Origin of the sequence: Stappia sp. (genome assembly GCF_048268045.1) — a bacterium.
Taxonomy (GTDB): domain Bacteria; phylum Pseudomonadota; class Alphaproteobacteria; order Rhizobiales; family Stappiaceae; genus Stappia.
Genome location: NZ_JBLWWG010000005.1, coordinates 196643 through 214251, shown reverse-complemented (window position 1 = coordinate 214251; position 17609 = coordinate 196643). Strand labels below are relative to the sequence as shown.

18 protein-coding genes are annotated in these 17609 nt (G+C 65.9%); 9 read left to right on the top strand and 9 right to left on the bottom strand.

All coding sequences use genetic code 11. The features are described 5' to 3' along the window. Positions 1 to 86: 86 nt before the first annotated feature. Positions 87 to 1052, top strand: coding sequence for a sulfurtransferase (locus ACN0WF_RS10315; RefSeq protein WP_417772734.1), 966 nt, complete (start codon positions 87 to 89; stop codon positions 1050 to 1052). On the opposite strand, the gene ACN0WF_RS10310 is transcribed toward ACN0WF_RS10315, so the two are convergent. Both ACN0WF_RS10310 and ACN0WF_RS10305 read right to left on the bottom strand, forming a co-directional pair. Beyond that, positions 1045 to 1647 carry a cysteine hydrolase family protein gene (locus tag ACN0WF_RS10310; RefSeq protein ID WP_417772733.1) on the bottom strand — a complete coding sequence of 201 codons (603 nt, stop codon included), beginning with the start codon at positions 1645 to 1647 and terminating at the stop codon, positions 1045 to 1047. The genes ACN0WF_RS10315 and ACN0WF_RS10310 overlap by 8 nt on opposite strands. Positions 1648 to 1670: 23 nt before the next feature. Next, positions 1671 to 2639, bottom strand: coding sequence for a quinone oxidoreductase family protein (locus ACN0WF_RS10305; RefSeq protein ID WP_417772732.1), 969 nt, complete (start codon positions 2637 to 2639; stop codon positions 1671 to 1673). Between the two features lie 89 nt (positions 2640 to 2728). Between ACN0WF_RS10305 and ACN0WF_RS10300 the strand changes: the two genes are divergently transcribed. After that, entirely contained in the window at positions 2729 to 3616 is an 888-nt protein-coding gene (locus ACN0WF_RS10300; protein WP_417772731.1) for a LysR family transcriptional regulator, read from the top strand. Here ACN0WF_RS10300 and ACN0WF_RS10295 read toward each other — a convergent pair. Then, entirely contained in the window at positions 3585 to 4256 is a 672-nt protein-coding gene (locus ACN0WF_RS10295) for a uracil-DNA glycosylase family protein (RefSeq protein ID WP_417772730.1), read from the bottom strand. The two genes, ACN0WF_RS10300 and ACN0WF_RS10295, sit on opposite strands and share 32 nt — an antisense overlap. A gap of 153 nt (positions 4257 to 4409) precedes the next feature. On the opposite strand from ACN0WF_RS10295, the gene ACN0WF_RS10290 reads away from it, so the two are divergent. Next, positions 4410 to 5975 carry a sensor histidine kinase gene (locus ACN0WF_RS10290; RefSeq protein WP_417772729.1) on the top strand — a complete coding sequence of 522 codons (1566 nt, stop codon included), beginning with the start codon at positions 4410 to 4412 and terminating at the stop codon, positions 5973 to 5975. A gap of 149 nt (positions 5976 to 6124) precedes the next feature. On the opposite strand, the gene cobT is transcribed toward ACN0WF_RS10290, so the two are convergent. Further along, a complete protein-coding gene (cobT, locus tag ACN0WF_RS10285) occupies positions 6125 to 7153 on the bottom strand; it encodes a nicotinate-nucleotide--dimethylbenzimidazole phosphoribosyltransferase (RefSeq protein WP_417772728.1) in 1029 nt (342 codons plus the stop codon). Between the two features lie 139 nt (positions 7154 to 7292). On the opposite strand from cobT, the gene cobS reads away from it, so the two are divergent. The 4 genes from cobS to ACN0WF_RS10265 all read left to right on the top strand — a co-directional run bounded on the left by cobS (position 7293) and on the right by ACN0WF_RS10265 (position 10370). Next, positions 7293 to 8132, top strand: coding sequence for an adenosylcobinamide-GDP ribazoletransferase (cobS, locus tag ACN0WF_RS10280; RefSeq protein WP_417772727.1), 840 nt, complete (start codon positions 7293 to 7295; stop codon positions 8130 to 8132). Positions 8133 to 8214: 82 nt separating this feature from the next. Beyond that, the gene (locus tag ACN0WF_RS10275; RefSeq protein WP_417772726.1) at positions 8215 to 9414 is read left to right on the top strand and encodes an alpha/beta hydrolase; all 1200 of its coding nucleotides are present in this window, start codon (positions 8215 to 8217) and stop codon (positions 9412 to 9414) included. A gap of 54 nt (positions 9415 to 9468) precedes the next feature. Further along, a complete protein-coding gene (locus ACN0WF_RS10270; protein ID WP_417772725.1) occupies positions 9469 to 9657 on the top strand; it encodes a DUF1289 domain-containing protein in 189 nt (62 codons plus the stop codon). Further along, positions 9654 to 10370, top strand: coding sequence for a retropepsin-like aspartic protease family protein (locus ACN0WF_RS10265; RefSeq protein ID WP_417772724.1), 717 nt, complete (start codon positions 9654 to 9656; stop codon positions 10368 to 10370). The genes ACN0WF_RS10270 and ACN0WF_RS10265 overlap by 4 nt, the downstream gene beginning before the upstream one ends. A 90-nt stretch (positions 10371 to 10460) precedes the next feature. Here ACN0WF_RS10265 and ACN0WF_RS10260 read toward each other — a convergent pair whose 3' ends face one another. The 3 genes from ACN0WF_RS10260 to ACN0WF_RS10250 all read right to left on the bottom strand — a co-directional run bounded on the left by ACN0WF_RS10260 (position 10461) and on the right by ACN0WF_RS10250 (position 13449). Then, positions 10461 to 11294: a sulfite exporter TauE/SafE family protein gene (locus ACN0WF_RS10260; RefSeq protein ID WP_417772723.1), complete on the bottom strand. Its 834-nt coding sequence runs from the start codon at positions 11292 to 11294 to the stop codon at positions 10461 to 10463. A gap of 66 nt (positions 11295 to 11360) precedes the next feature. Continuing rightward, complete coding sequence (dusA, locus tag ACN0WF_RS10255; protein WP_417772722.1) at positions 11361 to 12443, bottom strand: tRNA dihydrouridine(20/20a) synthase DusA; 1083 nt, start codon at positions 12441 to 12443, stop codon at positions 11361 to 11363. Positions 12444 to 12555: 112 nt separating this feature from the next. Then, positions 12556 to 13449 (bottom strand): LysR family transcriptional regulator, encoded by an 894-nt coding sequence (locus ACN0WF_RS10250; protein ID WP_417772721.1) that lies wholly within the window; start codon positions 13447 to 13449, stop codon positions 12556 to 12558. A gap of 159 nt (positions 13450 to 13608) precedes the next feature. Between ACN0WF_RS10250 and ACN0WF_RS10245 the strand changes: the two genes are divergently transcribed. Both ACN0WF_RS10245 and ACN0WF_RS10240 read left to right on the top strand, forming a co-directional pair. Then, a complete protein-coding gene (locus tag ACN0WF_RS10245) occupies positions 13609 to 14313 on the top strand; it encodes an RraA family protein (RefSeq protein ID WP_417772720.1) in 705 nt (234 codons plus the stop codon). A 48-nt stretch (positions 14314 to 14361) separates the two neighbouring features. Continuing rightward, positions 14362 to 15336 carry a quinone oxidoreductase family protein gene (locus ACN0WF_RS10240; RefSeq protein ID WP_417772719.1) on the top strand — a complete coding sequence of 325 codons (975 nt, stop codon included), beginning with the start codon at positions 14362 to 14364 and terminating at the stop codon, positions 15334 to 15336. A gap of 59 nt (positions 15337 to 15395) precedes the next feature. On the opposite strand, the gene ACN0WF_RS10235 is transcribed toward ACN0WF_RS10240, so the two are convergent. Then, on the bottom strand, positions 15396 to 16871 hold the full coding sequence (locus ACN0WF_RS10235) for an NAD-dependent succinate-semialdehyde dehydrogenase (protein WP_417772718.1): 1476 nt from the start codon (positions 16869 to 16871) through the stop codon (positions 15396 to 15398). A gap of 33 nt (positions 16872 to 16904) precedes the next feature. Continuing rightward, positions 16905 to 17609, bottom strand: a complete 705-nt coding sequence (locus ACN0WF_RS10230; protein ID WP_417772839.1) for an ABC transporter ATP-binding protein — start codon at positions 17607 to 17609, stop codon at positions 16905 to 16907.

The window sequence follows — 17609 nt, the reverse complement described above, 5'->3', positions numbered from 1 at the left end:
CGCTTGCCGCTTTTTATATCCGATGTCAACTCAAAGCTCAGGAACCCATTCGGCGGCTCCCTTTACGTGACCTTCGGAGATATCCCATGCAGGCCCTCAAGCGGCTCACCGGCCTTGGCGCCCTCGTTCTGTCCCTGACGCTGGCGCAGGTCGCTCTGGCGGCAACGCCGCTGGTCTCGACCGACTGGCTGGCGGAGAACCTGAAGCGCGACGACACGATCGTCCTCGACATCCGCTCACCCTTCGCCGGTTCGAGCCGGGAGGCCTATCTCAAGGGACACATTCCCGGCGCGCTGTGGAGCGAGTATCCCGGCTACTGGCGCACGGACCGCGGCGATGTCGTCGGCGTCCTGCCCTCCGTCGAGAAGCTCGAGGCGGCCTTGTCCGAACTCGGCGTCGCCGATGGCAAAACAGTGGTGATCGTTCCCGCTGGCGGCAACAGCTCGGAGTTCAGCGCCGCGGCGCGGATCTACTGGACGCTCAAGTACCTCGGCCATGACGAGGTTTCCATTCTCGACGGCGGTCACCGCCGCTGGACGGAAGAGAAACGCCCGCTCGAGACCGGGGCGGTCACACCGGTGGGCGACATGTTCGTCGCCGAACCGCGTGCCGACTATCTCACCGGCACCTCCGACGTCGCCAGGCGGATGAACACCTCCACCGTGCTGATCGACGGTCGGCCCGCGTCGCAATTCGCCGGCCAGGCCAAGCACTCCAAGGCAACCCGCTTCGGGCGCATTCCAGGGGCCGTCAGCCTCGACCAGGGCGTCTTCTACGACGACAAGGCCGGCCGACTGAAGGCCCCTTCGGAGATCGCGAAACTGGTTCCTCAGGGGCTCGACGACAAGGATGTCGACATCGTCTCCTATTGCAACACAGGCCACTGGGCAGCAACCAACTGGTTCGTCATGCACGAGTTGCTCGGCTACAAGAACGTCTCGCTCTACGACGAGAGCATGGTCGGCTGGTCGCAGGATGAGAGCCTGCCGATCGCCTCCGAGCGCACGATGATGGACGATGTGAAGGCCTTCTTCAGCAACATCTTCAGCTGACACGAGCCTTCAAGAGGTCCGCGACCTCAACCACACGGGCATGCCGGTCCGCAAGCGCGGCAAGCGTCGCCTCATGGATCTGCGCGGCGGGCACGATCCCGCCGCGCAGCGGCAGGTCGCGGGTCGCGCAGGCATCGCCGGCAAGCGTGATCGCATAGCCGAGATCGAGCGCGGCGCGCACCGTCGACGACACGCAATTGTGCGTCATGAAGCCCGCCACGATTATCCGCGTTCCCGCAGCGCCGATGCAGCTGGCAAGGTCCGTGCCCGCGAAACCGTTGGGCAGCGTCTTCTCCACCACGGGCTCTCCGGCGCGCGGCGCCAGCGCCTCGACAATCTCTCCGCGCTGGCGCGAGCGGTCAAACAGGCCGCCGGGCCGTCCACGGTGGACGACATGCACGACCGGCGCTCCCACGCGCCGCGCCGCCGCCAACAATGCACCGGCGCGTTCCAGCGCGGGCTCAACGCCTGGAAGCGCGAGCGGCCCCTCCCTGTATTCATTCTGATAATCGATCAACACCAACACCGCCTCTTCCAGCGATGCCGCTTCGGGCACATGCCCGGCGAGTTCGAACAGTGTCTTGGCAGCTGTCATGATCCTGCGTCCTTCCTGTCCCTTCAGGGAATGAGCACGGCGGCACCGGCGGTGCGTCCGGCTTCCAGATCGCGGTGTGCGTCGGCCGCGCGCGCGAGCGGATAGGTTTGTGTCGGCGACTCCGCGTCGCCGCTGGCGATCATGGCGAAGACATCGTGCATGGCCTCGCCATAGGTCTCCCGTTCGGCGGCGAACGCCATGACGCTCGGCCGGGCCAGCGTCAGCGAGCGCAGCGGGCCGAGGTCCTCGACCGCCAACGGCGGGATCGGACCGGCAACCTGACCGATGCTCGCGACCGTCCCGAAACGGCGTACGCAGGCGAGCGTCCGGGCAAGCATGTCGCCGCCAATACCGTCGACGGCGAAGTCGACGCCTCTGTTCCGGGTGAGGCGCGCGACCTCACCCTCGAGATCCGCATCGCGACCGACGATGACGTGACGCGCACCATTCTCCCGCGCCCGCTCCGCCTTTTCCGAGGATCCCGTCGTTGCAATCACACAGGCGCCAAGTCGGGTCGCGACACGGGTCAGAAGCGACCCGAGACCGCCGGCGGCGGCATGGACAAGGAGCACGCTGTCGCGCGAAACGGGATAGGTCCGGGCAAGCAGCATCCGCACGGTCAGTCCGCGCAGCAGCGTCGCAGCCGCATGGGCGAAAGAGATTGCCTCCGGCAGAGCCACCGCGCGCCATGCGGGCAGCAGCCGGGCCGCCGCATAGGCACCGGAGGCTCCCGCATAGGCGACGCGCTGACCGACGACGAGGTCGTGCACATTCGCGCCAACGGCCTCCACCACCCCGGCCCCCTCGACGCCGGGAATGGCAGGGGCTTCCAGCCCGTAAAGCCCGATCCGCTGGTAGACGTCGATGAAATTCAGGCCGATGGCGTGCTGGCGAATGCGGACCTCGTCGGGTCCGGGTTCCCCAGGATCCCAGTCCGAGACATGAAGCATATCGGGGGACCCGGGGCGCTGAAGCTTGATGGCAATGGTCATGTCGTCCTCACTTTCCAGCGGAGACTCGCCCATGGCGCATGATTTATAAATTCACTATATTTTCTCATATAATGGGAGATAATTCACATATGGACTGGGACGACCTTCGCCATTTCGCCGCCTTCGTGTCCGGCGGCAGCCTGTCGGGGGCGGCGCGTCTTCTGGCGGTCGAGCACGCAACCGTCGCGCGCCGGATCGCGGCGCTGGAAATGAAGCTGGGACTGAAGCTCGTCGACCGCCGGGGCCGACGGCTGCTTCTGACCCAGGACGGCGAACGCGTGGCGGCGATAGCCGAACGCATGGCGGCCGGCGAGGAGGCGCTGGCGCGGCTGGCACGGGGCGCGCGATCGGAACTCGGTGGCGAGGTGGTGATCAGCGCTCCCGGAGCCTACGCTGCGGCGCTGCTCGCGCCGCTCCTGGCGGACCTTGGAGGCCGCCATCCCGAGCTCCGCATCACGCTTCTTGGCGAAGCCCGCACCGCTTCGCTGGAACGGCGCGAGGCGGATATCGCCATCCGCCTCAGCCGTCCGCAATCGGGCGACCTCACCACCGCCAGGCTGGGCGAGATGCCCTTTCGCTTCTACGCAAGCCCCGACTATCTGCGGGCGGGCGGCGAGGAGGAGTGGCGCTTCATCGGATCGGCCGGGCCGATGGCGGGAGCCCCGCAGCAGGCCATCCTTGCCAAGCAGGCGGCCGGACGCGATATCGGCCTGGCCTCCGACCAGATCGAGATACAGGCCGCTCTGGCGCGGGCCGGCGGCGGGGTCGCGGTGCTGCCGGAGTTCCTGGCCGAGGGGGATGAGCGGCTACAACGGGTGTGGCCGGATGAGACCGCGCTGGTGCGAGACGTCTGGATCGTCGTCCATTCCGACATGAAGGACGCTGCCCCTGTGCGCGCCGTGATCGATGCGCTGCGCGCCGGCTTGCGCGCGGGCGCGCGCGACCTCATCCGACAAGACGCGCAACCTCTGACCTGAGCACCGGCAGACACTCCGCCTCGAACCACGGATTACGCTTCAACCAGGCATTGTTGCGCCAGGACGGATGCGGCAGCGGGAGCGCCGCGCGCCCCTCGGCGCGCGTTGCAGACAGGATCGCCCGCCAGTCGGCGACGGTACCGCCGAGCGTGCGATGCCGATGCGCACCCAGGTGATAGGCCTGCGCGTAGCCGCCGATCACCAGCCGGAGCTCGATCCGCGGCATGGCGGCGAATACCTTGTCATGCCATAGGCGTCGGCACTCCGGGCGCGGCGCAAGATCCCCGCCCTTGGCATCGAGGCCGGGAAAGCAGAACCCCATCGGGACAATGGCGATCCGCGCCGCATCGTAAAAGACCTCCGGCCCGATACCCATCCAGTCGCGCAAACGGTCTCCGCTCGGGTCGGTAAAGGGACGCCCGCTGGCATGCACGCGGGTGCCTGGCGCCTGTCCGCAGATGACGATCCGCGCTGTCGGCGACAGCACGCAGACGGGGCGGGGCTCATGCGGCAACGGCGAGCGCAAGGGCGCCTCGACACAGGCACGGCAGGCGCCGATGTCCACAGCCAGCCTTTCGATTTCCGCGTCCGCCTCATCGCGCACTCCGCGCGCGGCGTTGGTGTCCTCTGCCGTTGCCATGGCTCCTGTTCCTGTCATTTTGCAGCATTTGCAAGCCCGCGATGAGAAAACGTTAACCACGTCCCTGAGGTGCTTATTAAGAGTTGGTGAGCATGATGGAGCAAGTTCAAGCGGTCGGGTCAAACGACCGGCAAGAGTTGCTCCGGGAATCAGATGGCAAGCGCGGAGACACGAGACAGCGATGCGCGCACCGCCTCCAACAGCGAGCGGGCGCAACGCCGACGCGACGTCGCTAAGACGGTGAAAACCGTGCGCGAACGGTTGTCGACGGTCGACGGCGTGCAGCCAAATTTCGAATACGAGCTTCTCCTCACCTTCACCAAGAACCGGTTGAGCGCGGCAATCGCCCTGCCTCTGTTCTCGCTCATCGTGGCGGGCATATCGCTGCTGTGGATGCCGCTGGCGATGATCGTCGGCTGGCTCGCCTTCTCGCTCATCGCCCACACGCTGCTGATGATGGCCTGCCGCCGCTTCGAGCGCGAAGCCCCCGGCAGCGTTCGGATCCCGGTGTGGCGGCGTCAGTTCGTCATCGGCGATCTGCTCTACGGGTTGACCTGGGCAGGCTTTTTCCTGCTCCAATCGGCCGCTCCGGGACATGACGGCTCCGAGATCTTCCAGTTCGCGACGATGCTGATCGTCATCGCGATGCTGACGATGCTGTCCTCCAGCCTGCCGCGCGCGCTGCTCGCCGGCACGTTGCCGATCACCATTGCCATCGTCGTTTCCTTCCTGAACCAGCAGACAGCGATCCACTACGCGATGATGGCCATGGCGATGGGCGCACAGGGGTTCTTCGTCATGCTGGGCAACCAGCTCCACGTCTCGACGTTGACGATGCTCGCCTTCCGTGCCGAGAAGGACCATCTGATCAGCGAGCTGGAACAGGCAAATGCAATCTCCGACGAGGCCCGCCGCCGCGCCGAGGAAGCCAATCTCGCCAAGTCGCGTTTCCTGGCGACCATGAGCCATGAATTGCGCACGCCGCTCAACGCCATCCTCGGCTTCTCCGAGGTCATGAAGAGCCAGTTGCTCGGGCCGATGGAGAACGATACCTATCGCGACTACGCCGGGGACATCCACAGCTCGGGCGAGCATCTGCTCAACCTCATCAACGAAATCCTCGACCTTTCGCGCATCGAGGCCGGCCGCTACGAGCTCTCCGAGGAGGCGATCCAGCTTTCGGAGTTGCTGACCGAGTGCCGCGGAATGATGTCGATCCGCGCCCGCAAGAAGAACATCACCATCTCCGAGACGGTGGAGGAGCGCCTGCCCAAACTCTGGGCGGACGAGCGCGCCATCCGTCAGGTGATTCTGAACCTGGTCTCCAACGCGGTGAAGTTTACCCCGACCGGCGGCGAGGTCCATATCAAGGCCGGCTGGACGGCCGGCGGCGGACAATATGTCTCGGTTCGCGACAATGGCCCGGGCATTCCCGAAGAGGAAATCCCGATCGTCATGCAGGCCTTCGGCCAGGGTGCCATCGCCATCAAGAGCGCCGAAGCGGGAACCGGCCTCGGCCTGCCCATCGTCAACGCCCTGATCCAGATGCACGGCGGCAAGTTCGAGTTGCGCTCGCGCCTGCGCGAGGGCACGGAAGCGCTTGTCACCTTCCCCGCCTCGCGCGTGCTGGAAGCGATGCCCGCGCTGGACGAGGGCGGCAACGCCGGACTGCCGCGTGCCAGGCGCGCCTCGGCCCGCCTGTTGCGCAAGGCCTCCTGAGAGCCGACGCTCCATCAGTTCGATCCAGCGGCGACTTCAACACGACGTCGAGTTTCAGCCGCGTGTCCCGTCGCCAGCGGGGCACCGAGGGAAAACGCCCCGCCAAGCCGCCCCTGCCCCACCAATCATCCGCCTATAACCAGTCTCGCTCAGGCGTCGGCCTTTCCAGACACGCCAGCATCGGCGAAGGTCGCCATGCCTGAATGGGTGGCGACAGCCGCCTTGACGATGCCGGCGGCCAGCGCGGCGCCTGTGCCCTCGCCAAGACGCATGCCGAGGTCGAGAAGCGGTGTCTTGCCCATGATCTGGAGAATGCGCCCATGCGCCGGCTCGGCGGAGAGATGGGCGAAGAGGCAATGATCGAGTGCTTCCGGGTCCATCGCATGAAGAACGGCGACGGCAGCGGTGGCGACATAGCCGTCGACGATCACGGGAATGCGCTGAAGGCGCGCGGCGAGCACCGCGCCAGCCATGGCGGCGATCTCGCGTCCACCGACACGCCGCAGCACCTCGAGCGGATCCTTTGTGCCCTTGACGCGGGCAACGGCGGCGGCGACCGCGGCGCGCTTGCGCTCAAGTCCCTCGTCGTCGACGCCCGTGCCCGGGCCAACCCAGTCGCCCGGCTCGCCGCCGTGGAGCGCGGCAAGCAGCGCCGCCGCCACCGTTGTGTTGGCGATGCCCATCTCGCCGATGCAGAGAAGGTCGGTGCCGCCAGAGACGGCCTCCATGCCGAAGGCCATGGTCGCCGCGCAATTGGCCTCGTCGAACGCATCTTCCTCGGTGATGTCGGGCGTCGGCAGATCGAGCGCCAGATCGAACACCTTGAGGCCCAGGTCATGGGCGATGCAGAGCTGATTGATCGCCGCGCCACCGGCCGAGAAGTTTTCCACCATCTGGCGCGTCACGCTGGCGGGAAAGGCCGAGACCCCCTTGTCGGCGACGCCGTGGTTCGCGGCAAAGATCGCGACCACCGGGCGTGCGACACGGGGGCGGCCGTGTCCGCTCCACCCGGCCACCCATTCGGCGAGTTCCTCCAGACGTCCGAGAGAGCCGGCGGGCTTGGTGAGCTGCACCTCGCGCGCGCGAACCTCGGCCACGGCGTCCTCGTCCGGCCCGGGCATCTGGCGCACCAGATTGCGGATGTCGTCGAAGGGAAGCGCGGACGGGGACATGGACATTCGGGAAACTCCGGTCGCAACATGGGGCGCGCCAGCGTGGGCGCACAAGGCATTGGCCACAGGCGGGGGTCGATCTATAAACCGGGAGCCTTCGCCTCGCAAACCTCGCAAGACCGACGACAGCATCAGGGACGGGAAAATGAACCAGGCTCCGGAAACAGCACCGGACACGGCCAGCAGAAGCCCCGCCGGAGGCCTTGCGCAAACCGTCGCCGACGCGGCCGGGGTAACGCGGTTCTTCTCCCGCATTCCCGTGCCGGCGGCGAACGCTCTCGATGACCCTGCCGCGCTCCCCGATTTCCGCCGCGCCGGCGCCGTGGCGCCGCTGGCGGGCTTCTTCATAGCCCTTCCCGGCGCCCTCGCCTTGGCACTTCTGGCCCAGACGTCGCTGCCGGCACTTGCGGTGGCGCTCACCGCGCTGGGGCTGACAATGGCGCTCACCGGTGCCCTGCACGAGGACGGGCTGGCGGACGTCGTCGACGGCTTTTTCGGCGGGGCAAGCGCCGAGCGCCGCCTGGAAATCATGAAGGACAGCCGCATCGGCGCCTTTGGCGCGCTGGCGCTTGCCGTCACCGTGCTGGCGCGGGCAAGCCTCCTCGCCGCGCTCCTCGACCGCCACGGCGGGCCGGCGGCGGCAGCGGCGCTCCTCGCCATCGAGGCCGGCTCCCGCTCGGCGCTGGTGGTGCTGTGGTCGCGGCTGCCGCCTGCGCGCCCGGGCGGCCTTGCAGCGGCCTGCGGCATGCCTTCGGCCAAGGCGGCATCGGTTGCCGCGCTGATCGGCCTTGCCGCGATGCTGGCGCTTGCACCGCTGTTTTCCCTGACAGCCACGGCAACGGCGATGGGCGCGGCAATCGTTACAGGGCTGGGCGTCGCCCGGCTCGCAACATCCCGCATCGGCGGCCAGACCGGGGACGTGCTCGGCGCGACCCAGCAACTGTGCGGCCTGGCGGCGCTCTTCGCGCTTGCAGCATTTGGTTAAGCACGCGAACCTCTTGCGTGTCGTGGCTGGCCAGCTTGTGCTAAGGAAAGCCGCAAAGTGCGGTAATCGAGAGGAAGAGCGCATGGGCGCAGCTCCAGTCGGGGAATTTCGGGAAACTGCGCGGATCGGCTGTCGCCGCCTCGGCAGGGCGACGGCGCTGGTCGCAACGCTTCTCCTCCTCGCGGCCTGCGCGGTGCGCCCGGGTGTCGGCATGCTGAAGGTATCCGACAAGCCGCTCGACGGCGCGACCGACCACACCGTGCTTGTGGCGACTACGCGCGAGCGTGCCGAAACGCCCTACACAATCTACAACGGCCAGCGCGCCGATGTGCTTGATCATGCGATGGCCACCGTTTCCGTTCCGCCGACGCACAAGCCCGGCGAGATCGAATGGGCCTCGATCCCGCCTGGAGATCCGAGAACGGATTTCACCCTGCGCTCCAGCCGCTTTCTGAGCGATGCCGCCTTCCTTGCGGAGGTCAACCGCCAGGTCATGCAGCTTCCCAAAGGCAAGCGAGAGGTCTTCGTCTTCGTTCACGGCTTCAACACGACCTATCCGGAAGCGCTTTACCGTATCGTTCAGCTTCGCCACGATTCCGGCCTGCCGCAGGTGCCGGTGCTCTTCACATGGGCGTCGGCCGGCCGTGTGTCGGACTATCTCTATGACACCAACAGCGCCACCATCGCCCGCGATGCACTGGAGAAAACGCTGCGCACGCTCACCGCTTCCAAGGCGGAAAAGGTCAACGTGCTGGCCCACTCCATGGGGAACTGGGTGCTGACGGAAACGATGCGGCAGATCCGCATCTCCGGGCGACCGTTGCCCGCAGCAAAGATGGGCCTTATCGCGATGGCCGCGCCGGATGTCGATGTCGAGGTCTTCAAGGCGCAGATGAAACGTGTCGGCAAGCCGGACAAGCCGTTCGTCATCCTCGTGTCCAAGGACGACCGGGCGCTGCGGGCGTCCAACTACCTCGCCGGGGGCAAGGGTCGGCTTGGCGCCTATGAGGACGAGGAAGAGCTCGCCCGGCTCGGCGCGGTCATCGTTGACCTGACACAGGTGAAGGCCGGAGATTCAGCAAATCACGGCAAATACACCCAACTCGCCCAGGCGGCGCCCGAGCTCCAGCAGGCACTCCGCTCGCTGCGTATCGAAAGCAACTCGCAGGGATCGCGAACGGGTGTCGACACCTTCAACAACACGATCGGCGACACCGCGAAGGCCGCGGTAACATTCCCGCTCAAGATCCTGACCGCGCCGCTCACTGCCTTGTCGCGCTAGCACGACCGCCCCACATGAAGCGGGTCTGAGGGAACAAGCGACGAAACGGAGCCCATGACCGCTTCCACAGAAAGCCCCTGCGTCGATATCTGCCGCATCGATGACAACAGCGGATTTTGCATCGGATGCCTGCGCGATCTCGATGAGATTGCCGGGTGGAGCGGCATGAGCGCGGCCACACGCGCCAAGGTCCTGGCCGCCCTGCCCGCCCGCCGCCGGCTTATTCCGGAGCAACCGGCATGAGACGTGGACAGATTGTCGGCACCCTGGTGCTCGGCCTCCTACTCGTCGCCATGATCGGCGCGGTGATCGCCTTTTTCGCCGGCAACTCCATGCCGGGTGCCGAGACATGGGCCTCGGACAAGGCACCGCGCATCGTCTCGCTGGTCGCGATCCTGATCGTCGTCGCCGGAGGCATGCTTGCCGCCCCACCGGCCGTGCCGGATCTGCTGAAGAACATCGTGATATGGCTTTCCCTCGGTTTCCTGCTCGTTGGCGGATACGCCTATCGCGGCGAGCTTGAAGTCGTTGGGCGCAGGATTGTTGGAACGCTGCTTCCCGGCCATCCCATCGCCGACACAGAAAAAGGCACGATCACGGTGATCCGCGACCGGTCGAGCCATTATCGCATCCGCGCCAGCGTCAACGGCGCGCCGGTGGACTTCCTCTTCGATACCGGCGCTTCGGCCATGACGCTGACGGCGCAGGACGCGCGAGCTGCGGGGATAGATCCCGATGCGCTGACCTATACGACGCCGGTCTCGACAGCCAACGGGATGACCATGGTCGCCTCGGTGCGGGTCCAGGATCTGACGATCGATACGCTGCACCTGGGAAACCTGCGCGCCTTCGTCGCCCGCGACGGGGCGCTGGACACAAGCCTGCTCGGCATGAGCGTCCTTGATCGGCTGAAGAGCTGGCGGGTCGAGGGCGACAGGCTCATTCTCCAACCCTGAGGCTGCCTCGCCACAGCGCACGCGGAAACGAAAAACGCCCCGTCGATGGACGGGGCGTTTTAACGATGCGATGGCGCGCCGGGAGGTGGTTCAGCCGCCCCAGAGGCTCCAGCCGAAGCGTGCTGCCACGGAGAGCAGGAACACGCCGAAGAAGATTTCCAGCGCGCGCTTGGGCAGCGCGTGGGCGATCTTCACGCCGAAAGGCGCAGCAAAGGTGGTGATCGGAATGATCAGCGCGACGCCGAGCAGATTGACGTAGCCAAGCGAGAAGTTCGGCAGATCAGGGTGCCCCCAGCCGGCCCAGATCATGCCCAGAACGCCCGGGATGGAGATCAGAACGCCCGTGCCGGAGGATGTCGCAACGGCCTGGTGGATCGGTCGGCCGAAGAGCGTCATGAAGGTGTTGTTCATGACGCCGCCGCCAATTCCCATCAGCGTGGAAAAGAAACCGATCAGCATCCCGCAGATGGCGCGGACCGGATTGCCGGGAATATCGTTGCCGAGCTTCCAGCTGTCGCGGTTCAGAAGCATCCTGAGACCGACGACGACGGCAATGCCGGCGAAGATGCCCTTGAGCCCGTCGCCAGACACATGCGCTGCAACCAGGCTGGCAACCAGCGCACCGGCGGGAACCGGGATGATCCAGCTCTTGAGCAGTTCGAGATCAGCCGCGCCGCGCTTCTTGTGCGCCATGAAGGAGCGGATAGACGTCGGAACGATGATACCCAGCGACGTGGCAACGGAGACGTGCATGCGCACGGATTCATCGACACCCAACCAGGTGAGGAACTGGAACAGGACGGGCACAAGCACGGCCCCGCCCCCGATGCCGAACACACCGGCGAGAAGACCCGCCACCGCTCCGGACGCAACAAGCGCGAAGACGAGGCCGATCACCTCGCCATTGATTGACGACAAATCCATGAATGCCCCCGAATGGCTCGCCAAGGGATGAGCGGTCAGAAGGAACCGGGAGAAGCGGGCGGCGAGCTACCGCGCGGCGGCCCTCGTTGCGCTTGTCTGACCCAGCGGAGCGGATTTGTCCAGCCTGTCCGAGGTCTCGACATCCACGCAGGCGATCTCCCGCAGCGCCGCATCGAGCACCTCCATGCCGGCTCCAGGCTTCACCGCATCGACCGTGAGCCGCCGCCGCCAGGCCCGCGCGCCGGGCATGCCGTGGAACAGTCCGAGCATATGGCGCATCACCTGGTTGGCGCGCACGCCCTTCGACAATTCCTCGTGAAGAAAGGGGCGGAAGGCTTCCACCGCGGCGAAACGGTCAGCGGCCGGATCATCTTGCGCGCCGAGAAACCGAGTGTCGGCGCGCGCCAGCACCCAGGGGTCATGGTAAGCGGCACGGCCGAGCATCACGCCATCGACCCGGGCGAGATGCGTCTCCGCCTCATCGAGATCGGTTATGCCGCCGTTGATGCCGATGAAGAGGTCCGGCAACCGCTGCTTGAGTCTGTAGACCCGGTCGTAGTCAAGCGGCGGAATATCGCGGTTTTCCTTGGGCGAAAGCCCCTTCAGCCAGGCCTTTCGGGCGTGAACCCAAAGCGCGTCGACATCCGCCGCCACGACCGCATCGGCCACGGCGTCGAGCGCCGGCTCCGGGTCCTGGTCGTCCACGCCGATGCGGCACTTCACGGTCACGGGGATGGAAACAGCATCCTTCATCGCCGCGACGCACTCTCCGACAAGCCCCGGTTCGCGCATCAGGCACGCTCCGAAACGCCCCGACTGCACCCGGTCGGAGGGGCAGCCGACGTTGATGTTGACCTCGTCGTAGCCAAAATCCTCGACGATGCGCGCGGCCTCGGCCAGTTCCACGGGATCGGAACCGCCAAGCTGACAGGCCAGCGGATGCTCAAGGTCGCGGAACCCGAGAAGCCGCTCGCGATCCCCGTGGATCACCGCGGCGGAGGCAACCATTTCGGTGTAGAGCAGCGTGTCGCGGCTCAGACTCCGGTGAAAGGCGCGGCAGAACCGGTCGGTCCATTCCATCATGGGCGCCACGGTAACCCGACGCGCACGGAGCTGGCTTGTTGTCTTGGTCTTTTCAGATCGTTCCATGATGCTCTGGCAGTCCCGTTCGTGTCCCGCATGTCGCCGCCCGCGCCCGCGCAGGCAGGCAAGAACGCGACCTGAATATCCCAAGCGCCGCCTGGAGGGAACTCCTTGCCGGTCAGTCCATCCACGAAGACAGGGCAAGCGGCGCCAGGTGCGACGCCGCGACCTCACGCAGGATCTCGCCCAGTTTCCTTCCCGACGCGGACATGTCCGCCGCCGTGAGCAGGCGCACCTCCACCGGCGGCGGCTTGGGAAAGCCGGTGTCGTTTCGCAGAACGCTCACCCCCTCGGGTATCCCGTGGCGTGTCCGCAGCGAAATGCCCTTTCCCGCGCGCACCGCCGCCCAGATGCCAGGAAGACTGGGCGTCGTCAGAACCACGCGCCAGTTCAGATTGCCATCCTCAAGGGCTTTCAGGGCCGTCGACCTGAACAGGCACGGGTGATCGAAGAGCACCAGTGGAAGCCTGTCCTTGCCGGGACGAACGCGGCAACCGTCGCCGCCCACCCAGAAGGTCGGAAGCGTCGCGATCAGGTCCCCGTGCGCATGGGAGCCTTGCGGGAAAAAGGCGATGGCCGCGTCGAGGCGTCCGGCGTTGACTTCCTCCTCCAGGAGAAAATTGCGCCCCGCCCGCACCTCGACATGCACATTCTCGAGGCGATCCTCGAATGCCGTGATGGTGTCCGGCAAAATGTCCTCGAAGAAATCCTGCGGCAGGCCAAGCTTCACACTGGCCTCGGCCTGGATGACACCAAGGGACAAAGCCGCTTCGTCGTTCAAAGCGATGATCTTGCGCGCGAAAGTCAGCAGCACCTCGCCCGCCTCTGTCGGCACCAGTCCCCTGCCCTTGCGCACGAAAAGCGGCACGCCGGCGCGCTCTTCCAGCTTTTTCAATTGCATGCTGATCGCCGACTGGGACCGGCCCAATCTCGAGGCGGCGCGGGTGAAGCTGCCCTGCTCGACACCTTCAACCATCGTGCGCAGGGCTTCCATATCGAAATTACAGATCATCACTTCATCATTTCGAATGCGAAATATCCATATTATTCGTTATTCCAATTCCACTCGACTGTCTAGACAGGAGCCGTTCGACACAACCGATGCCCGGCATGGGGGCCTCCGCAAGGCGGCACAGAATTGCCCGCCGGAGCTCATCAGGGAGGAACGATCTTGGACAGAACGCTACTGGATGAACTGGCGAACCTGACCACCCCGCATCTGGCAGATGGATGTCTTGTCACCGGAAACCCGATCCGCATCGCGCCCGCGGGGACGCGGCCTCTGGTCGAGGGCATGCGTTGCTTTGGCCGCGCTCTCCCGGTTCAGCACCTTGGCAGCATAGATATCTTCTTCGAGGCGTTCGAGCAGATGACGGCGGGCGACGTCGTCGTCATCGACAATGGCGGGCGCCTCGACGAAGCCTGCATCGGCGACATCGTCCTGCTTGAGGCAGAAGCCGCGGGCGCGACCGGCTTCGTCGTGTGGGGATGTCACCGCGACAGCAAGGAGCTTGCAGAGATCGGCTTTCCGGTCTTCAGCCTCGGGGCGCTTCCCACCGGTCCGCAGCGTTCCGCACCTCGCCCCGGCGACGCGCTGTCGCGCGCCACATTCGGACGCAATGACGTCACCCGCAGCGACTTTGTCATCGCTGACGCCAATGGCGCGCTTTTCATCGCCGAGGACAAGCTCGAGGACGTAATCCGGGCGGCGATGACATACCGGGATGTCGAGGCCACCCAGCTCAAGGCAATGCGCGAAGGCCTCAGCTACCGCAGCCAGACACGGTTCGCCGAGTATCTGGCCAAACGGCAGGCGACCCCCTCCTACGGATTCCGCCAGCACCTGAAGGCGATCGCCGCCGCAGGCGAAGTCTGACACGCGCGGGCCGCCTTACCCCTCAAGAAGCACGAAAGAGAGATAGCAATGACGAGAGCGATCCGCCTCGCACGAACCGGCAGCGCTGATGTCCTGAGCTGGGAAAACGTCGATCCCGGCGCGCCCGGCGACGGAGAAGTCCTGCTGAGGCAAACGGCCATCGGCGTCAACTTCATCGACATCTATCACCGCACAGGCCTGTATCCGATCCCCTTGCCGGGCGGACTGGGCTCGGAAGCCGCCGGCGTCGTCGAGGCCATTGGTCCTGGCGTCACCAACTTCGCGGTCGGCGACCGCGTCGCCTATGCCGGCGGGCCGGCGGGAGCCTATGCCGAAAAACGCGTCGTGCCGGCCGCCATCCTGCTCAAGGTGCCCCACGCGATCTCCGACAAGGATGCGGCCGGCGTCCTTCTGAAGGGGATGACCGCCGAGTTTCTTCTGCACCGATGCTTCAGGGTTCAGACGGGAGACGCGGTGCTTTTCCATGCCGCCGCCGGGGGCGTCGGGCTTCTTGCCTGCCAGTGGCTCAAGAGCATCGGTGCGATTGCGATCGGCACCGTCAGCTCCGAGGAGAAAGCCGCTCTGGCGAAGCGGAACGGCTGCACCCACACGATCAATTACAAGAGCGAGAACGTCGCCGAGCGGGTCCGCGAGATCACCAATGGCGACGGCGTGTCGGTCGTGTACGATTCAGTCGGCAAGGATACCTGGGATACCTCCCTCGACTGTCTGAGGCGTCGCGGGACGATGGTCAGCTTCGGCAACACCACGGGCGCGGTCGCACCCGTCAACATCGCGACGCTGGCCGCAAAGGGCTCGCTCTACGTCACCCGCCCCGTGCTCGGCGCCTACACCGCGACACGGGCGGAGCTGGAGGCGATTTCCTCGCATCTGTTCGACGCTGTCGCCAGCGGCATTCTGCGCCCGAATGTCCAGCAGGTCTTTGCCCTGAAGGATGCGGCCGAGGCTCATCGCCAGCTCGAGACCGGCGGCACGAGCGGAGCGACGGTGCTGATCGCCTGAGCAGCCCCGCCACCGCAGGATGCCTCACCGGGCGGCTTGAGCCGCCCGGTGAGAGGTGCTCAGTCGATCCCCATGCACAGGTACTTCATCTCGAGGTAATCCTCGGCACCATGCCGCGACCCTTCGCGCCCGAGGCCTGACTGCTTGATGCCGCCGAACGGCGCGACCTCGGTCGAGATGAGGCCGGTGTTGATCCCGACCATCCCGGACTCGAGTGCCTCGGCGACACGCCAGACCCGTCCCAGGTCCTTGCTGTAGAAGTAAGATGCCAGGCCGAACTCGGTGTCGTTGGCCAGGGCGATCGCCTCCGCCTCGTCTTCGAAGCGGAACAGCGGGGCGACCGGGCCAAAGGTTTCCTCGCGCGCCACCTTCATGTCGCTGGTGACGCCGCCCAGCACGGTCGGGCGGTAGAAGGTGCCGCCAAGGTTCGAACGGCTGCCGCCCTCCAGAACCTGCGCGCCCTTGGCCAGGGCGTCGGCGACATGATCCTCGACCTTGGCAAGCGCAGCCTCGCTGATCAGCGGCCCCAGATTTACACCGTCTTCAAGGCCATTGCCGAGTTTCAGTTCGCGCACCTTCGCGGCAAGCTTCTCCGCAAACTGATCGTAGACGCCAGACTGGACATAGATGCGATTGGCGCAAACGCAGGTCTGACCGCCATTGCGGTACTTGGCGATCACCGCGCCCTCGACCGCCGCATCGATATCTGCATCGTCGAAGACTATGAAGGGCGCGTTGCCTCCCAGCTCCAGCGACATCTTCTTCACCGTGTCCGCGCACTGCCGCATCAGGATCTTGCCGACGCGGGTCGAGCCGGTGAAGGTGATCTTTGACACCTTCGGATTGGCGCAAAGCTCGGCGCCGATAGCGGCGGAATCCGATGACGGGATGACGTTGAAGATGCCAGCGGGAACGCCCGCGCGCTCGGCCAGAACCGCCATCGCGAGCGCGGAAAGCGGCGTCAGTTCGGCCGGACGGGCAACGAAGGAGCACCCCACCGCCAGCGCCGGAGCCACCTTGCGGGCGATCATCGCATTGGGGAAATTCCACGGTGTGATCGAACCGACCACCCCCACCGGTTGGCGGATAACGACGATACGTTTGTCGGGCTGATGCCCGGGGATCGTCTCGCCGTAGATCCGCTTGGCCTCCTCGGAAAACCACTCGATGAACGAGGCCCCGTAGAGGATCTCGCCGCGCGCCTCGGGCCAGGGCTTGCCCATCTCGGCAGTCAGGATGGTCGCCAGATCGTCGGCGTTTTCCACCATCAGGTCGAACCAGCGACGCAGGACAGCGGCCCGTTCCTTGCCGGTGCGGGCGGCCCAGCCGGGCTGTGCGGCGTGGGCCGCGTCGATGGCACGGGCGGCGTCGCCGGGGTTCAGGTCGGTGACCTCGGCAACCAGATCGCCGGAGGCCGGGTTGTGAACCGGAAAGCTCCGCTCCCCGGCAACCCATGCGCCGTTCACGTAGGCGCGCGTTTCCAGCAGGCTCGCATCCTTCAGACGCAGCGGATTGGTCGACATACCGTCCCTCATTGCTGTTTCAGTCCTGTTGCTTGCGATCCGGCCTCAGATGCCCAGATAGGCCCGCCGGATCCGGTCGTCGTTGAGCAACTCGCGCGCCGCGCCCTCGATCTCGATCGCGCCGGAGGCCATGACATAGGCCCGCTCGGCACTGTGCAGCGCCAGCGAAACGTTCTGCTCCACCAGCAATACGGTAACGCCCGAGCGGTGAATGTCGAGGAACCTCTGGTGCATTTCCTCCACGACCAGCGGCGCAAGCCCGAGGCTCGGCTCGTCGAGGATCAGAAGTTTCGGCTCAAGCATCATGCCGCGGCCGACGGCCACCATCTGCTGTTCGCCTCCCGACATGGAGCCGGCATATTGCGCGCGTCGCTCCTTCAACCGCGGAAAGAGCTCGTAGACACGTTCCAGCGCGTGATGGGCAAAGGCCGGATTCGCGTGCGAATAGGCCCCCATCTTGAGGTTTTCCTCGACCGTCATGTCGGCGAAGACATGACGCCCCTCCGGCACATGGGCGATGCCGAGACCCGCGATCTCATGCGCCTTGAGCCTGGTCAGGTCCTCTCCCTCGAAGGCGATCCGGCCGCTGCATTGCGGCAGCAGTCCGGAGATTGCGCGCAGAAGCGTGCTCTTGCCGGCGGTGTTCGCCCCGATCACGGCGACGAACTCGTTGCGCGCCACCTCGAGCGACACCCCGTGAAGCACCGGTTGCGCGCCGTAGCCGGCGGTCAACCCGCTCACCTCCAGCAG

Bases quoted from the DNA above. Each gene is read 5' to 3' on its own strand.
- ACN0WF_RS10310 (WP_417772733.1), bottom strand. From the start codon at position 1,647: ATGACAGCTGCCAAGACACTGTTCGAACTCGCCGGGCATGTGCCCGAA.
- ACN0WF_RS10295 (WP_417772730.1), bottom strand. From the start codon at position 4,256: ATGGCAACGGCAGAGGACACCAACGCCGCGCGCGGAGTGCGCGATGAG.
- ACN0WF_RS10270 (WP_417772725.1), top strand. From the start codon at position 9,469: ATGACCGCTTCCACAGAAAGCCCCTGCGTCGATATCTGCCGCATCGAT.
- ACN0WF_RS10265 (WP_417772724.1), top strand. From the start codon at position 9,654: ATGAGACGTGGACAGATTGTCGGCACCCTGGTGCTCGGCCTCCTACTC.
- ACN0WF_RS10260 (WP_417772723.1), bottom strand. From the start codon at position 11,294: ATGGATTTGTCGTCAATCAATGGCGAGGTGATCGGCCTCGTCTTCGCG.
- ACN0WF_RS10235 (WP_417772718.1), bottom strand. From the start codon at position 16,871: ATGAGGGACGGTATGTCGACCAATCCGCTGCGTCTGAAGGATGCGAGC.
- ACN0WF_RS10305 (WP_417772732.1), bottom strand. From the start codon at position 2,639: ATGACCATTGCCATCAAGCTTCAGCGCCCCGGGTCCCCCGATATGCTT.
- ACN0WF_RS10315 (WP_417772734.1), top strand. From the start codon at position 87: ATGCAGGCCCTCAAGCGGCTCACCGGCCTTGGCGCCCTCGTTCTGTCC.
- ACN0WF_RS10290 (WP_417772729.1), top strand. From the start codon at position 4,410: ATGGCAAGCGCGGAGACACGAGACAGCGATGCGCGCACCGCCTCCAAC.
- cobT (WP_417772728.1), bottom strand. From the start codon at position 7,153: ATGTCCATGTCCCCGTCCGCGCTTCCCTTCGACGACATCCGCAATCTG.
- ACN0WF_RS10240 (WP_417772719.1), top strand. From the start codon at position 14,362: ATGACGAGAGCGATCCGCCTCGCACGAACCGGCAGCGCTGATGTCCTG.
- ACN0WF_RS10275 (WP_417772726.1), top strand. From the start codon at position 8,215: ATGGGCGCAGCTCCAGTCGGGGAATTTCGGGAAACTGCGCGGATCGGC.
- cobS (WP_417772727.1), top strand. From the start codon at position 7,293: ATGAACCAGGCTCCGGAAACAGCACCGGACACGGCCAGCAGAAGCCCC.
- ACN0WF_RS10250 (WP_417772721.1), bottom strand. From the start codon at position 13,449: ATGATCTGTAATTTCGATATGGAAGCCCTGCGCACGATGGTTGAAGGT.
- dusA (WP_417772722.1), bottom strand. From the start codon at position 12,443: ATGGAACGATCTGAAAAGACCAAGACAACAAGCCAGCTCCGTGCGCGT.
- ACN0WF_RS10300 (WP_417772731.1), top strand. From the start codon at position 2,729: ATGGACTGGGACGACCTTCGCCATTTCGCCGCCTTCGTGTCCGGCGGC.